Here is a 15,267-nt window from a genome sequence, read left to right on the forward strand (position 1 = left end):
AAATCAAATGTCGGTAGTCAGACGTCCTGGGGAGAGGGTACCGAGGCGCCCCGTTCGGCCCCCCACCGGCCCGGTGACTACCGTCCCCGGGGTGGCCGGAGGCGCTGCGCGGCGCACGCCGTACACAGTTGGGAGCACCATGTACGACACGTTGATCCGGGGGGGCTGGGTCGTCGACGGCGACGGAGGCCCCCGACGGCGCGCCGACGTGGGCATCGTTGACGGGCGCATCGCCACGATCGGCCCGGACCTGGACACCGCCGACGCCACCGTGCTGGACGCCGACGGTCGGATCGTCTGTCCGGGCTTCGTGGACGTCCACACCCACTACGACGCCCAGCCGTTCTGGGACGGCACCCTCAGCCCGTCGCCGCTGCACGGCGTCACGACCGTGATCGGCGGCAACTGCGGTTTCACCATCGCCCCGCTGTCCGACGACCCGGCCGACGGCGACTACCTGATGAGGATGCTGTCGCGGGTGGAGGGGATGCCGCTCGAGTCCCTCCGGGAAGGGGTGCCGTGGAACTGGCGGACCACAGCCGAGTTCCTGGATGCCATCGACCCACTGCTGGCCATCAACGCCGGCTACAAGGTCGGGCACTCGGCACTGCGCCGGGTCGTAATGGGCGACGAGGCAGTCCAGCGGGAGGCCACCGAGGCCGAGGTGGCCGCCATGGCCGACCTCCTCCGGGCCGGGCTGGCGGCCGGCGCCATGGGTTTCTCCTCGACCTGGTCCCGCACCCACAACGACGCCGAGGGTCGCCCGGTGCCCAGCAGGCACGCCTCGCGCCGGGAGCTCATCGACCTTTGCAGCGTGGTGGCCGACTTCGATGGCACCGGCCTCGAGTTCCTGCCCGGCGTGGGCGGACCCGTCGACGAGGAGTCGCGCCAGCTCCTCACCGACATGTCGCTGGCCGCCGGAGGCCGACAGCTCAACTGGAACGTCATGCAGGTCACGGCCGGCAACATCGACGAGTGCTTCCTCAAGTTGGAGGCGGGAACCCATGCGGCCGAGCGCGGTGCAAAGGTGGTGGCCCTCACCGTGCCAATGGTCATCGCTGCCCGTCTCTCGCTGGCCAGCGGATTCGTGCTGGATGCGATCCCCGGCTGGGAGGAGGTCATGTTCCTTCCCCGCGAAGACAAGAAGCGGATTCTGGCCGACCCCGAACAGCGGAGGCGCCTGGACGCCCTGGCCCAGGGCGACCACCCACTCCGGCGGCTGGCCAACTGGGGGGCCCTGACCATCTTCGACACGGTGGACCCGGCCAACGCCCGCTTCGACGGTCGCACGGTGGCCGCCATCGCCGCGGAGCTGGGCTGCGAACCGTTCGACGCCCTGCTGGACATCGCCCTGGTAGACGACCTGCAGACCTCGTTCGGTCGGCCCGACGTGCCGGCCAGCCGACAGGACTGGGAGGCCCGGGTACGGATCTGGCGGGACGGGCGGGCGGTAATCGGTGCGTCGGACGCCGGTGCCCACCTGGACCTGCTGGCCACCTTCAACTATCCGACCCGGGTGCTGGCCGAGCCGGTCCGCGACCACGGCCTGCTGGAACTTGAGGAGGCGGTGCACCTCATGACCGCCGTCCAGGCCGACCTGTACGGCCTGGTCGACCGGGGGAGGCTCCACCAAGGAGCCCATGCAGACGTGCTGCTCATCGATGAGGCCTCCGTGGCCAGCGACCCAGTCACCATGCGGCCCGACCTGCCCGGTGGCGCCGCACGCCTGTACGCCGGTGCCTCGGGCATCGACGACGTCCTGGTGGCAGGCGTTCCGGTCGTAGAAGCCGGAGCCTTCACCGATGCCCGACCAGGACGGGTGCTGCGCAGCGGCACTGACAGTCGCTGACCCGGGAGCCGGACGACGCCATGGCCGACCACCGATCCTTCTTCCTGGACGAGGCCCTGCAGGACTACGTGCTGGACCACACCACCGCTGCCGACGACGTACAGGACTCGCTGGCCGCGGCCACCCGTGAACTCGGACCATGGGCCCGGATGCAGGTGGCCCGGGACCAGGCTGCGTTCCTGTCGATGCTGGTCGCCGCGGTCCGGCCGCGCCTGGCCGTGGAGGTGGGCACGTTCACCGGCGCCTCCTCGCTGGCCATCGCCCGTGCGCTACCCGACGGCGGCCGCCTGCTCTGTTGCGACGTGTCCGAGGAGTGGACCAACATCGCCCGACGCCACTGGGAAGCCGCCGGTCTCGCCGACCGGATCGACCTGGTCATTGCTCCGGCCATCCAAACGCTGCGTGCACTGCCCGAGGACACCGTCGTCGACTTCGCGTTCATCGACGCCGACAAGACCGGCTACCTCGCCTACTACGAGGAGCTCGTCCCCCGGCTCTCGGCCCACGGCCTCCTGGTCGTGGACAACGTGCTGTGGTCGGGTCGGGTCCTGGACCCGTCGGCAGACGACGACGACACCGTGGCACTCCGGGCGTTCAACGCCCGCGTGGTGGGCGACGGCCGCGTCGAGGTGGTCATGCTGTCGGTGGGCGACGGGGTCACCCTCGTCCGGAAGCGCTGATCCGACTGGCCAGGTCGACAGCCCGATCGCCCCGGCCAACAGGTACTGGGTGGGAAAGCCAAGCAGGTCCCGGGTGGGACCGCCCATCGGACCCGGGATTAGGCTCGTCGGCGTATACAGGGTTACCGGTCGGTAACCAATGGACCGCCGTGCCCCGGCACGCACCAGCCAGCAGGAGGACCATTCCCATGGCCGAAGCCGTAATTGTCGCCACCAGCCGCACCGCCATCGGACGGGCCGGGAAGGGCAGCTTCGTGGACGCCCGACCCGACGACATGTCCGCCTTCATCATCGACGACGTCCTGGGGAAGGTCCCCGAACTTACCCACGACCAGGTCGAGGACGTCATCTGGGGCACCGCCCAGCCGGGCGGCGAGCAGGGCTACAACCTGGGTCGGGTGGCGGGCCTGCTGGCCGGCCTCGACGCCCCGGGCACCACCGTCAACCGGTACTGCTCGTCATCCCTCCAGACCATCAGGATGGCCGCCCACGCCATCCGGGCCGGCGAGGGCGACGCCTTCGTGTCCGGTGGGGTGGAATGCGTGAGCCGCTTCCAGTTCGGCGCGTCGGACACCGGCCCGCATAACCCGCGCTTCGGCGACGCAGAGGGCCGTACCGCGGAGCGCGCCGGCGAGGGCACCGGCGCATGGACCCCACCGGTCGGCCTGCCCGACGTCTACATCGCCATGGGCCAGACGGCCGAGAACGTGGCAGAGCACATGGGCGTGTCACGTCAGGCCCAGGACGAGTGGGGCGTGCGGTCCCAGAACCGGGCCGAGGCCGCCCAGGCACGCGGCTTCTTCGAGCGGGAGATCTCCCCGTACACCCTTCCGGACGGCACCGTGGTCTCGTCCGACGACGGCATCAGGCCCGGCACCACCTACGAGAAGGTGTCCCAGCTCTCGCCCGTGTTCCGTCCCGACGGCACGGTGACCGCCGGCAACGCCTGCCCGCTGAACGACGGTGCCGCCGCCGTGGTGGTGATGAGCGACACCCGTGCGGCCGAGCTGGGCATCAGGCCGCTGGCCAGGATCATCTCATCGGGCGTCTCGGCACTCAGCCCGGAGATCATGGGGCTCGGCCCCATCCAGGCCATCCGCCAGGCCCTGGGCCGGGCCGGCATGACGCCCGACGACATCGACCTGTTCGAGATCAACGAGGCCTTCGCCGCGCAGGTTCTGCCCTCGGCCGACGAGGTCGGCATCGACCTTGACAAGCTGAACGTGAACGGCGGCGCCATCGCCCTCGGCCACCCGTTCGGCATGACTGGCGCCCGCATCATGACCACCCTGCTGAACGGCCTCGAGGACACCGACGGGGAGTTCGGCGTGGAGGCAATGTGCGTGGGCGGTGGCCAGGGCATGGCCATGGTCGTCCAGCGCCTCAGCTGACCACGGCGCCGGCAGCAGCCCGGTAGCCGGTATGGGCCCACGGCTTCGGCGGGCCCCCGGGTCAGCCCTGGCCGCCCGAGGCCTCCTGGACCGAGACCCTGCCGGCGCTGATCCAGGGCATCATGGCCCGCAGGTCGCTACCGACCTTCTCGATGCGGTGCTCCCGACCCTCGGCCTCCAGGCGGTAGAAGTTCTCCCGGCCACTGTGGGCCTCGGCAACCCACTCCTCGGCGAACTGGCCGCTCTGGATCTCTGACAGGACCTGCTGCATGGTGGCCCTCACGTCGTCATCGATGATCCGTGGTCCGCGGGAGAGGTCGCCGTACTCGGCGGTGTCCGACACCGAGAAGCGCATGCCGCCGATGCCCTGCTCGTACATGAGGTCCACGATGAGCTTCAGCTCGTGGAGGCACTCGAAGTAGCAGATCTCCGGCTGGTAGCCGGCGTCCACGAGCGTGTCGAACGCGCTGCGGACGAGTTCGGTCATGCCACCACACAGCACCACCTGCTCACCGAACAGGTCGGTCTCACACTCCTCGGTGAACGTCGTCTCGATCACGCCCGCCCGGGCACCGCCCAGGCCGTCGGCATAGGCCAGGGCCAGGGCCTTGCCGCCACCCGACGGATCCTGCTCGACGGCGATGAGGCACGGCACGCCGCCGCCCTCCACATAGGTCCTGCGCACCAGGTGCCCGGGGCCCTTGGGGGCGACCATGATCACGTCGACGTCGGCCGGCGGGTCGATCAGGTCGAACCGGATGTTGAAGCCGTGGGCGAAAGCCAGGGCGTCGCCGGCCTGCAGGTTCGGAGCGATGTGCTCCTCGTAGACCGCGGCCTGGTCGGTGTCGGGCAGCAGGACCATGATCACGTCGGCCCATGCCGAGGCGTCGGCGAGGGACCGCACGACGAGGCCGGCCTCGGAGGCCTTGGCCGCCGACGCGGAACCGTCGCGCAACCCGACGCAGACCTCGATGCCGGACTCCTTCAGGTTCAGGGCGTGGGCGTGGCCCTGGGAGCCGTACCCCAGGATCGCCACCTTCCGGTCGGCGATCGCCGAGCGGTCGACGTCGGACTCGTAGTAGATGTTGGCCACGGGATTCTCCTGGCTTGCTTGTCGGAACGGGGCTTGCTTGCTGGATCGCTGGCTGCTCTCCGGATCTGGATCTGCTGTCGGCTCGGGGCCTGCTCGTCGGCTACCGGCCGGCGTTGTCGTGGTCATCGAGGGTGGCCAGCGCCACCCGGCCCGTGCGCTGCAACTCCACGATCCCGTAGGGGCGGAGCAGATCCTCGAACTCGTCCACCCGGGCCGGCAGGCCGACGAGAGACAACATCATGAGATCGGTGCCCACGCTCAGGACCTTGCCACCTGCCCGGTCCAGGTGCTCCACGATCTCGTCGCGGCGATCCGGCTCCGCCGAGACCGTCACCAGCATCAGCTCACGCTCCACGGCGTGGCCGGGGTGCAGCTCCCGGATCTCCACCACGTTCACCAGCTTGTCCAGCTGCTTGATGATCTGGTCGAGCGGCGCCGACTCCAGGTCCACGACCACGGTGAGCCGGCTGAACTGCTCGTCGTCGGTGGGCGCCACGGCAAGCGACTCGATGTTGAACGCTCGACGGGCAAACAACGAGGCCACCCGGGCCAGCACGCCCGACTTGTTCTCAACGGTCACCACCAGCGTGTGGTACCGGTACTCCGGTGTCTGGATGTTCATCGGGGCTGGTGCTGCTGGAAGGGCGGCACCACCAGGTCGGAGTTCGTGGCACCCGACGGGACCATCGGGTAGACCTTCTCGGCCGCCGACACCCGGAAGTCGATGACCACGGGTCGGTCGTCGACCTCGTTGGCCTTGGCTATGGCCACCTCGACCTCGTCGGGGTCGTCGACCCGTATGCCGACGCAGCCCATGGACTCGGCCCACATCTTGTAGTCCGGGACGTCCTTGGACAGGAAGACCTCCGAGTACCGCTCCTCGTAGAACATCTCCTGCCACTGCCGGACCATGCCGAGGTAGGAGTTGTTGAGCAGCGCCACCTTGATCGGGATGTCCTCGACCGTCGCCGTGACCAGTTCCTGGGCCGTCATCTGGAAGCAGCCGTCGCCGTCGACGGCCCACACCATGCGGTCGGGATGGGCCACCTTGGCTCCGATGGCCGCCGGAATGGAGAAGCCCATCGTGCCCAGGCCGCCGGAATTGATCCAGGTGTAGGGGTGGTCGAACTTCCAGTACTGGCTGGCCCACATCTGGTGCTGGCCGACGCCCGAGGTGAGGATGGTGTCGTCCGGCGTGCCGTCACGCAGGCACTCGATGACGTACTGGGGCTTGAGGGGGTCGCCCGGAATCCAGGGCTCGTAGGCCAGCGGGAACCGCTCCTGCCAGCCGCTGATCCGCGACCTCCAGGCACCACGGTCGGCGTCGCCCGTGCCGTTGGCCGAGAGCTCGGCCACGAGCGCCTCGATGGCCACCCTGACGTCACCCTGGATGGCCACGTCGGGCTGGCGGACCTTGCCCAGCTCGGCCGGGTCGATTTCGGCGTGGATGATCTTCGCCCCGGTGGCAAAGCCGTCCAGGCGGCCGGTGACGCGGTCGTCGAAGCGGGCACCCAGGGCGATGAGCAGGTCGGATTCCTGCATGGCGGTGACCGCCGTGAAGTTGCCGTGCATACCCGGCATGCCGAGGCAGAGGTCGTGGCTGTCTGGGAAGGCGCCGCGGGCCATGAGCGTGGTGACCACGCCGATCCCCGTCAGCTCGGCCAGGGCACGGAGTGCCTCGGCGGCCCGGGCCTTGAGGATGCCACCGCCCACGTAGAGCACAGGTCGCTCGGCGACCCGTATGAGCTCGGCTGCAGCCGAGATGGCCGCCGGGTCGACCTCGGTCTGCGGGTGGTAGCCCGGCAGGTCGATGGTGACGTCGTCGGTCCAGGTCATGGCCGAGCGTGGGTTGCCCGGGTCCACGATGTCCTTCGGGATGTCCACGAGGACCGGGCCCGGACGACCGGTGGTGGCGATGTGGAACGCCTCCTTGATGGTCCGGGGGATGTCCTGGGCCTCGGTGACGAGGAAGTTGTGCTTGGTGATCGACTGGGTGATGCCGGTCGTGTCGCACTCCTGGAAGGCGTCGGTGCCGATGGCGCCGGTCGGGACCTGTCCGGTGATGACGACCATCGGGACCGAGTCCATGTATGCGTCGCACAGCGGTGTGACGATGTTGGTGGCCGCCGGACCAGAGGTGACCATGGCGACGCCCGGCCGGCCGGTGGCATGTGCGTAGCCTTCGGCCATGTGGCCGGCGCCCTGCTCGTGGCGAACCAGGATGTGGCGGATCGACGAGTCGATGATCGGGTCGTAGACCGGCAGGATCGCCCCACCCGGCAGCCCGAACATGACCTCGACGCCCTCGTTCTCGAGGGCGCGGATCAGGGCTCTACCGCCGTCCATCTGTTCTGTGGCCATTGGATTCTGACTTTCGGGGAATCGGGGCGAAAAACGAAACGACCTCCCGCTACGGGAGGTCGAGGCACGCAACCGTCGCGCGTGCCTACGGCAGTACCGCTACCTCATGGGCAAGGGGGGTGGGAAACGGCTGCATGGTCCGCAATTATGCGCCGGTGCGCCCGGTGACCACAACCTGCCCCGCCGATCATCGCCGAACCTGTGCTCCCGCCACCCTGACCTGATCGGCCACCATGGGGGCATGCGCAGCGGTGTCCAACCCGGTTCGTTCGACCCTCCGACCCTGGCCCACCTCGCGATCGCCGACGCAGCCCGGCGCCGCTGGGACCTGGACCGCGTGGTCTGGGCCCTGTCGCGTGACCCCCTCGGCAAGGAGCAGGGTGGCCGGACGACCGTGGAGGCCCGGCGGGCCGTCCTCGACCGGGTGGCTGACGACCACGCCTGGCTGGAGGTCGTGGTCAGCGACGCCCGCCTGGTTGCCGACCTGACCGCTGGGCACGACGTGGTAGTCATGGGAGCCGACAAATGGCACCAACTGCACGACCCGGCGTTCTACGGAGCTGAGACAGACGGGGTTGAGGCAGACGGAGCCGAGGCGGCAATGGCCGACGCCCTGGGTCGCCTGCCTACCTGTGCCGTGGCGCCCCGCGACGGCCTGCAAGTCCCCGCCGAGGTGCGCCTCGATGTGGCTGCGTGGGTGGCCCGCCAGTCGTCAACGCTGGCCGTGGACACGGCACCCTGGATGATGCTCTCGGCCGCCCGGGCATCCGGCCTGTGGGCCGACGGCACGTAGACGCAGGCGGCGCGGCTACCTGGCAGTGGCTACCCGCCACGGGGCGGCGTGGCTACGCCTGGGTGACGGCACCCTTCTCGGCCCCCTGGGCCAGGGCGGCGTACTTGGCCAGGAAGCCCGAGGTGTAGCGGGGCTCGAACTCCTTGAGGTCCGCGCGACGCTGCTCGAGCGTGGCCTCGTCGACCAGCAGGTCGATGGCGTGGCTGCGGACGTCGATGAGGATGCGATCCCCCTCGGCGACCAGGGCGATCGGACCACCGTCCACGGCCTCCGGCGCCACGTGGCCCACGCAGAACCCGTGGGTTCCACCGGAGAACCGCCCGTCGGTGATGAGCGCTGCGTCGCCGCCCCGCCCGGCGCCCTTCATCGCACCGGTGATGGCCAGCATCTCGCGCATGCCGGGGCCGCCCTTGGGACCCTCGTAGCGGATGACCACGACGTCGCCAGCCTCGATGCGGTCGGCCAGCACGGCCTCCATGGCCAGGTCCTCGCCGTCGAACACCCGGGCCCGGCCCTCGAACCGGTCGAAGTCCAGTCCGGCCACCTTGACCACCGAGCCCTTCGGTGCCAACGAGCCCCGGAGGATGGCGAGTCCGCCCACCGCGTTGATCGGGTCGTCGAAGGCGTGGATCACGTCCCCATCGGGGGCCGGCACGTCCAGCATCGCCAGGTTCTCGGCAACCGTCCTACCCGTGACGGTGACCTCGTCGCCGTACAGCAGCCCCTCGTCCAGAAGCATCTGCATGACCACCGGGACCCCGCCGATGCGGTCGATGTCGACCATGTGGTACTTACCGTGGGGCTTCGTGTCGGCCAGGTGCGGAACCCGGGCAGCCACACGGTTGAAGTCCTCCAGGTCCAGTTCGAGGTCTGCCTCAAAGGCGATGGCCATCAGGTGGAGGACTGCGTTGGTCGATCCCCCGAGGGCCATGACCACGGCTATGGCGTTATCGAACGCACCCCTGGTCATGATCTGGCGGGGACGGATGTTCTCGCGAAGCAACTGCATGACAGCGGTGCCGCTGGCGAAAGCGATGTCGGACCGCCGACCGTCTATGGCAGCTGCCGAGGCCGAGCCGGGCAGCGACATCCCTATGGCCTCGCCGACGGCAGCCATCGTGTTGGCGGTGAACATCCCGGCGCAGCTGCCGATGGTGGGGCAGGCGGCGCGCTCGATGGCGAGCAGTTCGGCGTCGTCGATGCCGCCCACGGCATGGGCGCCGACAGCCTCGAAGACACTCACGATGTCCAGCTTCCGACCGTCGGGGTGCTCGCCGGGCATGATCGACCCGCCGTAGACGAACACTGACGGCAGGTTGATGCGGGCGGCGGCCATGAGCATTCCGGGGAGCGACTTGTCGCAGCCGGCGAAGCTGACGAAGGCGTCTAGCCGCTCGGCGTGCATAACTGCCTCGACCGAGTCGGCGATGATCTCGCGGCTGACGAGGCTGGCGCGCATGCCCTCGTGGCCCATCGAGATGCCGTCGCTGACGGCGATGGTGTTGAACTCCATCGGGAAGCCGCCAGCGGCGGTGACGCCCTCCTTGCAGCGCTTGGCGAGCGCGCCTAGCGGCAGGTTGCAAGGGGTGACCTCGTTCCACGACGAGGCGACGCCGACCTGGGCCTTGTCGAAATCGTCTTCGGTCATGCCGACGGCTCGCAGCATGGCCCGGGCGGGGGCCCGGTTGTCGCCGTCGGTGACCTCGTGCGAACGGGGCTTCATGGTGGACCGGCCTGTGGAGTCACTCATGCAAAGCAGGCTAGAGGTGGGCAGGGTCCACGGTGTCGGCGGGACCTACGATCACGCCGTGCGCCCGGTCGACCGAGAACTGCTGCGGCTGGCGGTCCCGGCGCTGGGGGCGCTGCTGGCGGAGCCCCTCTACGTGCTCGCCGACACGGCGGTGATCGGGCACTTGGGCACCGCCGAGTTGGGTGGCCTGGCGGTCGCCTCGGCGGCGCTGCTGTTCGGCTACGGGATGTGCATCTTCCTCGCCTACGGCACCACGGCGGCGGTGGCCCGGCTGACCGGCGCCGGCGAGGACCGTCGGGCCGCCCACCAGGCAGTGCAGGGCCTCTGGCTGGCGCTGGTGCTCGGCGTGGTCCTGGCGCTGCTCGGCGCCACATTCGCTGATCCCCTGCTGAGCCTGCTGGGCGCAGACGGCGAGGTCCTGGGCCAGGCGGGCACCTACTTCCGAATCAGCCTGCTGGGGGCCCCGGCAATGCTGATGATGCTTGCGGGTGTCGGCTACCTGCGTGGCGTCAAGGACACGGTCCGTCCGCTCTGGGTGGCCGTGGGCACTGCGCTACTGAACCTCATACTAGAAGTAGTCCTCATCTACGGGTTCGACCGGGCCATCGGAGCATCGGCGGCCGCCACGGTCGTGGCCCAGTGGCTGGGCGCCGGCTGTTACCTGGCCTGGATCGGCCGCTGGGTCCGACGCCTCGACGTATCGCTGGCACCCGACCTGCGGGTCATCGGGCGTCTGCTGGGTGTAAGCGCCGAACTCATGGTCCGTAACCTCTCCCTGACTGGAACATTCCTGATCGCCACTGCCGCGGCGACCCGGATCGGCGACGTGGACGTGGCCGCCCACCAGGTGGCGTTCCAGGTCTGGATGGTGCTGGCGCTGTCGATGGACGCTGTGGCCATAGCCGCCCAGGCCATGGTCGGCAACCTGCTCGGTGCCCACGACCCCGCCGGCGCCAGGTCGGTGGGGAGGCGTGTCATCGGCTGGTCGATCGCCATCGGCGCCGTATTGGGGGCAGCAATCGTCGCTGTGCACGGGGTGCTGGGGCAGGTGTTCTCGGCGGACGACGCTGTGGTCGCCCTGGCGGGATTCCTGCTGCTGCACGTGGGCCTCATGGCGCCGTTGTCGGGCGTGGCGTTCGCCCTCGACGGCATCCTCATCGGCGCCGGTGACCAGCGGTTCCTGGCCAGGGCGATGGTCGGCGCTGCCGCGGTGGCGGTACCGGTGATGGTGGCGACCCGGCTAGCCGACCTCGGGATCGGCCCGCTGTGGGCCGGGATCTGGGCCTTCATGGTTGTCAGGGGGCTCAGCCTGGGAGCCCGCTTCCGCAACGACCGTTGGCAGATACTCGGCGTCGGCTCCTGAGCACGGCGGCGCTAACCGCCCAGCACGACCGAGGGGTCGGGGATGAGGTCGCGGGCCAGCCACTGGAAGACCCGCCAGCCGATGGTGTCGCAGCCCAGCGCAATGGCGGCGTGCTTGGCCGCGTCGTCGGAGATGGGCTGCTGGTCGGTGGCCTTGACGTGAACCTCGGCGACCCGTTCGGCCAAGACGAACAACCCGACGGCCTCGCCGGGCGATGCGCCGCCAGTAAGGAGGCCGTGGTTGCGCAAGATGCAGAGCCGCGTTGCGCCCATGGCCTCGGCAATGGCGTGGCCGCCGGCCAAGGTGTCGACCTCGACGTCCTCGCCCGGGTAGATCGACTGGTCGTACACGAAGACGCACGACTCCTGGGAGATCGGCCGGAACGGTTGCACGTTGGCCGCCCACGGGGTGCCGTACTGGGTGTGGGTGTGTGCGGCGGACACGAGGTCGGGGCGGGCGTCGAGGATCGGCCAGTGGATGTTGTGTGCGGCGTAGTTGATACCGCCGGCGGTGGAGCCCTCGACCACCTCGCCGTCGGGCCCGACCAGGCAGAGGTTGTCGAGCGTGGCCGCCCAGAACGGGATGCCGTGGGCGAGCACCCAGAAGTGATCGAGCCGTTCGGGGTCGCGTGCGGTGATGTGGCCGTCGCCCAGTTGGCCCCAGCTCATGGCCGAGAAGATGCGGTAGCCGATGGCGACCTCCCACTTGCGCAGCAGCCGTAACTCATCGGGATCGGTGGGCACCGGTACGTCGACCCCATAGCCGATGACCGGGTACTGGTCGAGTTCGAGTGCCATCGTCAGCCTCCCTGTTCGACTGCGCGTCGGGCCAGCAGCTCGTTGACGGCCCGGCCGTCTGCCTGGCCCCGGGTGGCCTTCATGACCTCGCCGACGAAGAAGCCGGACTTCTTCCTGCGTTCCTTCTCGTCACCGGTGGTCAAGGCGGCCCAGTCCTCGGGATGGTCGGCTATGAGCCGGTCCACGACGGCCTCCAGCTCAAGGGTGTCCATCGCCTCGAATCCCATGGACGCCGCGATTGCGGCCGGATCGCCTCCGTCGACGACCAGGACGGCCAGAACCGTCTTGGCCTGGGTGGCCGTGAGGTCGCCACCGGTCTCCATGGCAACCAGTGCGGCGAACAATCCGGCAGTGAGCAGGCCCACCCCGTCGGCCAGGTTGTTCTCCAGGTGCACCAGCACCCGGCCGGCGTCGGCTCCCGCGCCGATGGTGGCCACGGCCAGGTCGTCGAGGCCTCGCTCGACGGTCAGGGCGGTCGCTTCGGAGTCCACGCCGGCAACAGCGGCCAGGCGATGCCGCCGCTCCCTTGGCAACAACGGCAGGGCGGCCCGGATTTCGGCGATCCACTCCTCGGAAGGCTCCACCGGCATCAGGTCCGGTTCCGGGAAGTACCGGTAGTCGAACGCCTCCTCCTTGGAGCGCAGCTTGTGGGTCCGGCCCTCGTCCTCGTTCCAGTGCCGAGTCTGCTGCTCTACCCGCTCCCCAGAGGTGACGATGTCCACCTGGCGGCGGGCCTCGTACTCGATGGCCCTCCCCAGGGACCGCAACGAGTTGATGTTCTTGACCTCGCAGCGGGTGCCCAACTCGGCCTGGCCCACCGGACGCACCGACACGTTGCAGTCCACCCGCATCGACCCCTCCTCCATCTTCCCGTCGGAGGCTCCGATGGCGACCAGGATCGAACGCAGTTCGCTGACGTAGGCCCTGGCGTCCTCGGACCCCCGGAGGTCGGGCCTGCCGACGATCTCGATGAGCGGCACGCCGGCACGGTTGTAGTCGACCAGGGAATGCCCGGCCTCGTGGATCCTGCCTCCGCCACCCACATGCGTGCTCTTGCCGGTGTCCTCCTCGAGGTGTGCCCGCTCGATCCCGATCCGGCGGCCGTCGGCCAGCTCCAGCCAGCCCTCCCCGTTGATCGGGAGGTCGTACTGGGAGATCTGGAAGTCCTTCGGCATGTCCGGGTAGAAGTAGTTCTTGCGGGCGAACACCGACCTCTGGATCCGGCAGTTCAGGGCCAGGCCGACCCGAATGGCCAACTCCACGGCATGGCCGTTGAGCACGGGCAGCGAGCCCGGCAGGCCCAGCGACACCGGGTCGATGTTGGTGTTGGGATCGCCGCCGAACCGGTTGGGCGCCCCGCTGAACATCTTGGTGACCGTGGCCAGCTCGGCGTGGACCTCCAGGCCGATGACGGTCTCCCAGCCCGGAACGATCTCGGGCGCCCCGGTCACGATGAGGCTCCGGGCGGTGCGGCCGCCTCGAGCACCGCAGCAGCCCTGAACATCGCCGGTTCGCCCATGGCCGGTGCCAGGACCTGCACGCCTACCGGCATTCCGTCGTCGCCGACCCCGAACGGCACCGACATGGACGGGTGGCCGGCCAGGTTCGACGGGATGGTGCACACGTCGTTGAGGTACATGGTCATGGGGTCGGCGGTCTTCTCCCCGATCGGGAAAGCCGTGGTGGGCGCCGTCGGGCTGAGGAGCAGGTCGTAGGTCCCGTAGGCCATGGCGAAGTCGTTCACGATCAGCGTCCGGACCTTCTGGGACTTGCCGTAGTAGGCGTCGTAGTAGCCCGCCGACAGGGCGTAGGTGCCGAGCATGATCCGACGCTTGACCTCGTCGCCGAAGCCGGCGGTCCGGGTGGCTGTGTGCATGTCCCCCGAGTTCGGGGCATCCACCCGCAGGCCGAACCGCACACCGTCGTAGCGGGCCAGGTTTGACGAGGCCTCGGCCGGGGCGATCACGTAGTAGGCCGACAGGCCGTACACCGTGGACGGCACCGACGTGGTCTCGACCGTGGCTCCGGCGGCCTCCAGGACGGCGGCGGCCTCGCCCAGGCGGGCCCGGACGTCTCCGGCGATGCCCTCCAGGCCGTCACCCGAGAGCTCCTCGATGATGCCTATCCGCATTCCCTCCACGCCACGGTCCAGCACGGACGTCAGGTCGGCCGCCGCCCCGGGAATGGACGTGGAGTCCAGCGGATCGTGCCCGCCGATGACCTCCAGAAACAGGGCAGCGTCAGACACCGTGCGGGCGAACGGCCCGATCTGGTCCAGGCTGGAGGCGAAGGCCACCAGGCCGTAGCGGGAAACCGCCCCGTATGTGGGCTTGACACCGACCACGCCACAGAGGGCGGCCGGCTGGCGGATCGACCCACCGGTGTCGCTTCCCAGGGAGAGCGGCACGAAGCCGGCTGCCACCGCCGCGGCCGAACCACCCGACGAACCGCCTGGGACCTTCGTGGTGTCCAACGGGTTGCGGGTGGCGCCGAAGGCCGAGTTCTCAGTCGAGCTGCCCATGGCGAACTCGTCGAGGTTGGTCTTGCCGACCAGGACGGCGCCGGCGGCGGCCAGCCGCTCCACGACCGTGGCGTCGTACGGGGGTCGCCACCCCTCGAGGATCCGCGAGGAGCAGGTGGTCGGCACCCCGCGGGTGCACATGTTGTCCTTGATGGCCACCGGTACGCCGGCCAGCACGCCCGGGTCCTCACCGGCGGCGACCCTGCGGTCGACCTCGTCGGCGGCGGCCCGGGCCTCGTCGGCCAGCACCAGGTTGAAGGCGTGGATCTCCGGCTCTCCTGAGCGGATGGCCACCAGGTGCTCGTCGACCACCGACCGGGCCGAACGGTCGCCGGATCGGACGGCCGCGGCGAGGGCACGGCCGCTCACGACACCTCCCCCAGCACCGGCGGCACCCTGAACTGCGCCTCCTCGACCGAGGGAGCGGCGGCCAGCACCTCGTCCCGGTCACTGGTCGGTCCCTCGACGTCGGCCCGGAAGACGTTGACCAGTGGAAGCGGGTGCGCCGTGGGCTCCAGGTCGGAGAGATCCAGGGCGTCGAGGTCGGCCGCGTGGTCGAGCACGTCGGCAAGCTGCAGGGTGAAGGCGTCCAACTCGTCGGCGGTCAGCGAGAGCCGGGCCAGGTCGGCCACATGGGCCACGTCGTCGCGTGTTATCCGTTCTGTCATC

13 protein-coding genes are annotated in these 15,267 nt (G+C 69.5%); 5 read left to right on the forward strand and 8 right to left on the reverse strand.

Annotated features, from left to right (window positions below):
* Positions 1–91 precede the first annotated feature (91 nt).
* The 3 genes from MK177_02180 to MK177_02190 all read left to right on the forward strand — a co-directional run bounded on the left by MK177_02180 (position 92) and on the right by MK177_02190 (position 3,920).
* Positions 92–1,849: an amidohydrolase family protein gene (locus MK177_02180; protein ID MCH2426123.1), complete on the forward strand. Its 1,758-nt coding sequence runs from the start codon at positions 92–94 to the stop codon at positions 1,847–1,849.
* A 20-nt stretch (positions 1,850–1,869) separates the two neighbouring features.
* Positions 1,870–2,529 (forward strand): class I SAM-dependent methyltransferase, encoded by a 660-nt coding sequence (locus tag MK177_02185; protein MCH2426124.1) that lies wholly within the window; start codon positions 1,870–1,872, stop codon positions 2,527–2,529.
* Between the two features lie 188 nt (positions 2,530–2,717).
* Positions 2,718–3,920, forward strand: coding sequence for an acetyl-CoA C-acetyltransferase (locus tag MK177_02190; protein MCH2426125.1), 1,203 nt, complete (start codon positions 2,718–2,720; stop codon positions 3,918–3,920).
* A 61-nt stretch (positions 3,921–3,981) separates the two neighbouring features.
* Here MK177_02190 and ilvC read toward each other — a convergent pair whose 3' ends face one another.
* The 3 genes from ilvC to ilvB all read right to left on the reverse strand — a co-directional run bounded on the left by ilvC (position 3,982) and on the right by ilvB (position 7,374).
* Positions 3,982–5,013 (reverse strand): ketol-acid reductoisomerase, encoded by a 1,032-nt coding sequence (gene ilvC, locus MK177_02195; protein ID MCH2426126.1) that lies wholly within the window; start codon positions 5,011–5,013, stop codon positions 3,982–3,984.
* A gap of 100 nt (positions 5,014–5,113) precedes the next feature.
* A complete protein-coding gene (gene ilvN, locus MK177_02200; GenBank protein MCH2426127.1) occupies positions 5,114–5,635 on the reverse strand; it encodes an acetolactate synthase small subunit in 522 nt (173 codons plus the stop codon).
* Positions 5,632–7,374: a biosynthetic-type acetolactate synthase large subunit gene (gene ilvB / locus MK177_02205; GenBank protein MCH2426128.1), complete on the reverse strand. Its 1,743-nt coding sequence runs from the start codon at positions 7,372–7,374 to the stop codon at positions 5,632–5,634. Before ilvB ends, ilvN begins: the two co-directional genes overlap by 4 nt.
* A gap of 241 nt (positions 7,375–7,615) precedes the next feature.
* Here ilvB and MK177_02210 point away from each other — a divergent pair, with 241 nt between their 5' ends.
* A complete protein-coding gene (locus tag MK177_02210) occupies positions 7,616–8,167 on the forward strand; it encodes a hypothetical protein (protein ID MCH2426129.1) in 552 nt (183 codons plus the stop codon).
* A 52-nt stretch (positions 8,168–8,219) separates the two neighbouring features.
* Here MK177_02210 and ilvD read toward each other — a convergent pair whose 3' ends face one another.
* Entirely contained in the window at positions 8,220–9,917 is a 1,698-nt protein-coding gene (gene ilvD / locus MK177_02215) for a dihydroxy-acid dehydratase (protein MCH2426130.1), read from the reverse strand.
* A gap of 58 nt (positions 9,918–9,975) precedes the next feature.
* Between ilvD and MK177_02220 the strand changes: the two genes are divergently transcribed.
* The gene (locus MK177_02220; protein MCH2426131.1) at positions 9,976–11,280 is read left to right on the forward strand and encodes an MATE family efflux transporter; all 1,305 of its coding nucleotides are present in this window, start codon (positions 9,976–9,978) and stop codon (positions 11,278–11,280) included.
* 11 nt (positions 11,281–11,291) lie between these two features.
* Here MK177_02220 and MK177_02225 read toward each other — a convergent pair whose 3' ends face one another.
* From MK177_02225 to gatC, 4 genes are read right to left on the reverse strand one after another with little or no spacing between them, the layout of a single operon-like run.
* Entirely contained in the window at positions 11,292–12,077 is a 786-nt protein-coding gene (locus MK177_02225) for a class II aldolase/adducin family protein (protein ID MCH2426132.1), read from the reverse strand.
* A gap of 2 nt (positions 12,078–12,079) precedes the next feature.
* Positions 12,080–13,528 (reverse strand): Asp-tRNA(Asn)/Glu-tRNA(Gln) amidotransferase subunit GatB, encoded by a 1,449-nt coding sequence (gene gatB, locus MK177_02230; protein ID MCH2426133.1) that lies wholly within the window; start codon positions 13,526–13,528, stop codon positions 12,080–12,082.
* Positions 13,525–14,967, reverse strand: a complete 1,443-nt coding sequence (gene gatA, locus MK177_02235) for an Asp-tRNA(Asn)/Glu-tRNA(Gln) amidotransferase subunit GatA (protein ID MCH2426134.1) — start codon at positions 14,965–14,967, stop codon at positions 13,525–13,527. The genes gatB and gatA overlap by 4 nt, the downstream gene beginning before the upstream one ends.
* Positions 14,964–15,266 (reverse strand): Asp-tRNA(Asn)/Glu-tRNA(Gln) amidotransferase subunit GatC, encoded by a 303-nt coding sequence (gatC, locus tag MK177_02240; GenBank protein ID MCH2426135.1) that lies wholly within the window; start codon positions 15,264–15,266, stop codon positions 14,964–14,966. The genes gatA and gatC overlap by 4 nt, the downstream gene beginning before the upstream one ends.
* Position 15,267: the final 1 nt, after the last annotated feature.

Source organism: Acidimicrobiales bacterium, from assembly GCA_022452145.1.
Lineage (GTDB): Bacteria > Actinomycetota > Acidimicrobiia > Acidimicrobiales > MedAcidi-G1 > UBA9410.

What these genes read in the sequence shown, in the direction of transcription:
- ilvB (MCH2426128.1), bottom strand. Translation starts at nt 7,374, where the DNA reads ATGGCCACAGAACAGATGGACGGCGGTAGAGCCCTGATCCGCGCCCTC.
- MK177_02185 (MCH2426124.1), top strand. Translation starts at nt 1,870, where the DNA reads ATGGCCGACCACCGATCCTTCTTCCTGGACGAGGCCCTGCAGGACTAC.
- MK177_02210 (MCH2426129.1), top strand. Translation starts at nt 7,616, where the DNA reads ATGCGCAGCGGTGTCCAACCCGGTTCGTTCGACCCTCCGACCCTGGCC.
- ilvD (MCH2426130.1), bottom strand. Translation starts at nt 9,917, where the DNA reads ATGAGTGACTCCACAGGCCGGTCCACCATGAAGCCCCGTTCGCACGAG.
- gatC (MCH2426135.1), bottom strand. Translation starts at nt 15,266, where the DNA reads ATGACAGAACGGATAACACGCGACGACGTGGCCCATGTGGCCGACCTG.
- MK177_02190 (MCH2426125.1), top strand. Translation starts at nt 2,718, where the DNA reads ATGGCCGAAGCCGTAATTGTCGCCACCAGCCGCACCGCCATCGGACGG.
- MK177_02225 (MCH2426132.1), bottom strand. Translation starts at nt 12,077, where the DNA reads ATGGCACTCGAACTCGACCAGTACCCGGTCATCGGCTATGGGGTCGAC.
- ilvN (MCH2426127.1), bottom strand. Translation starts at nt 5,635, where the DNA reads ATGAACATCCAGACACCGGAGTACCGGTACCACACGCTGGTGGTGACC.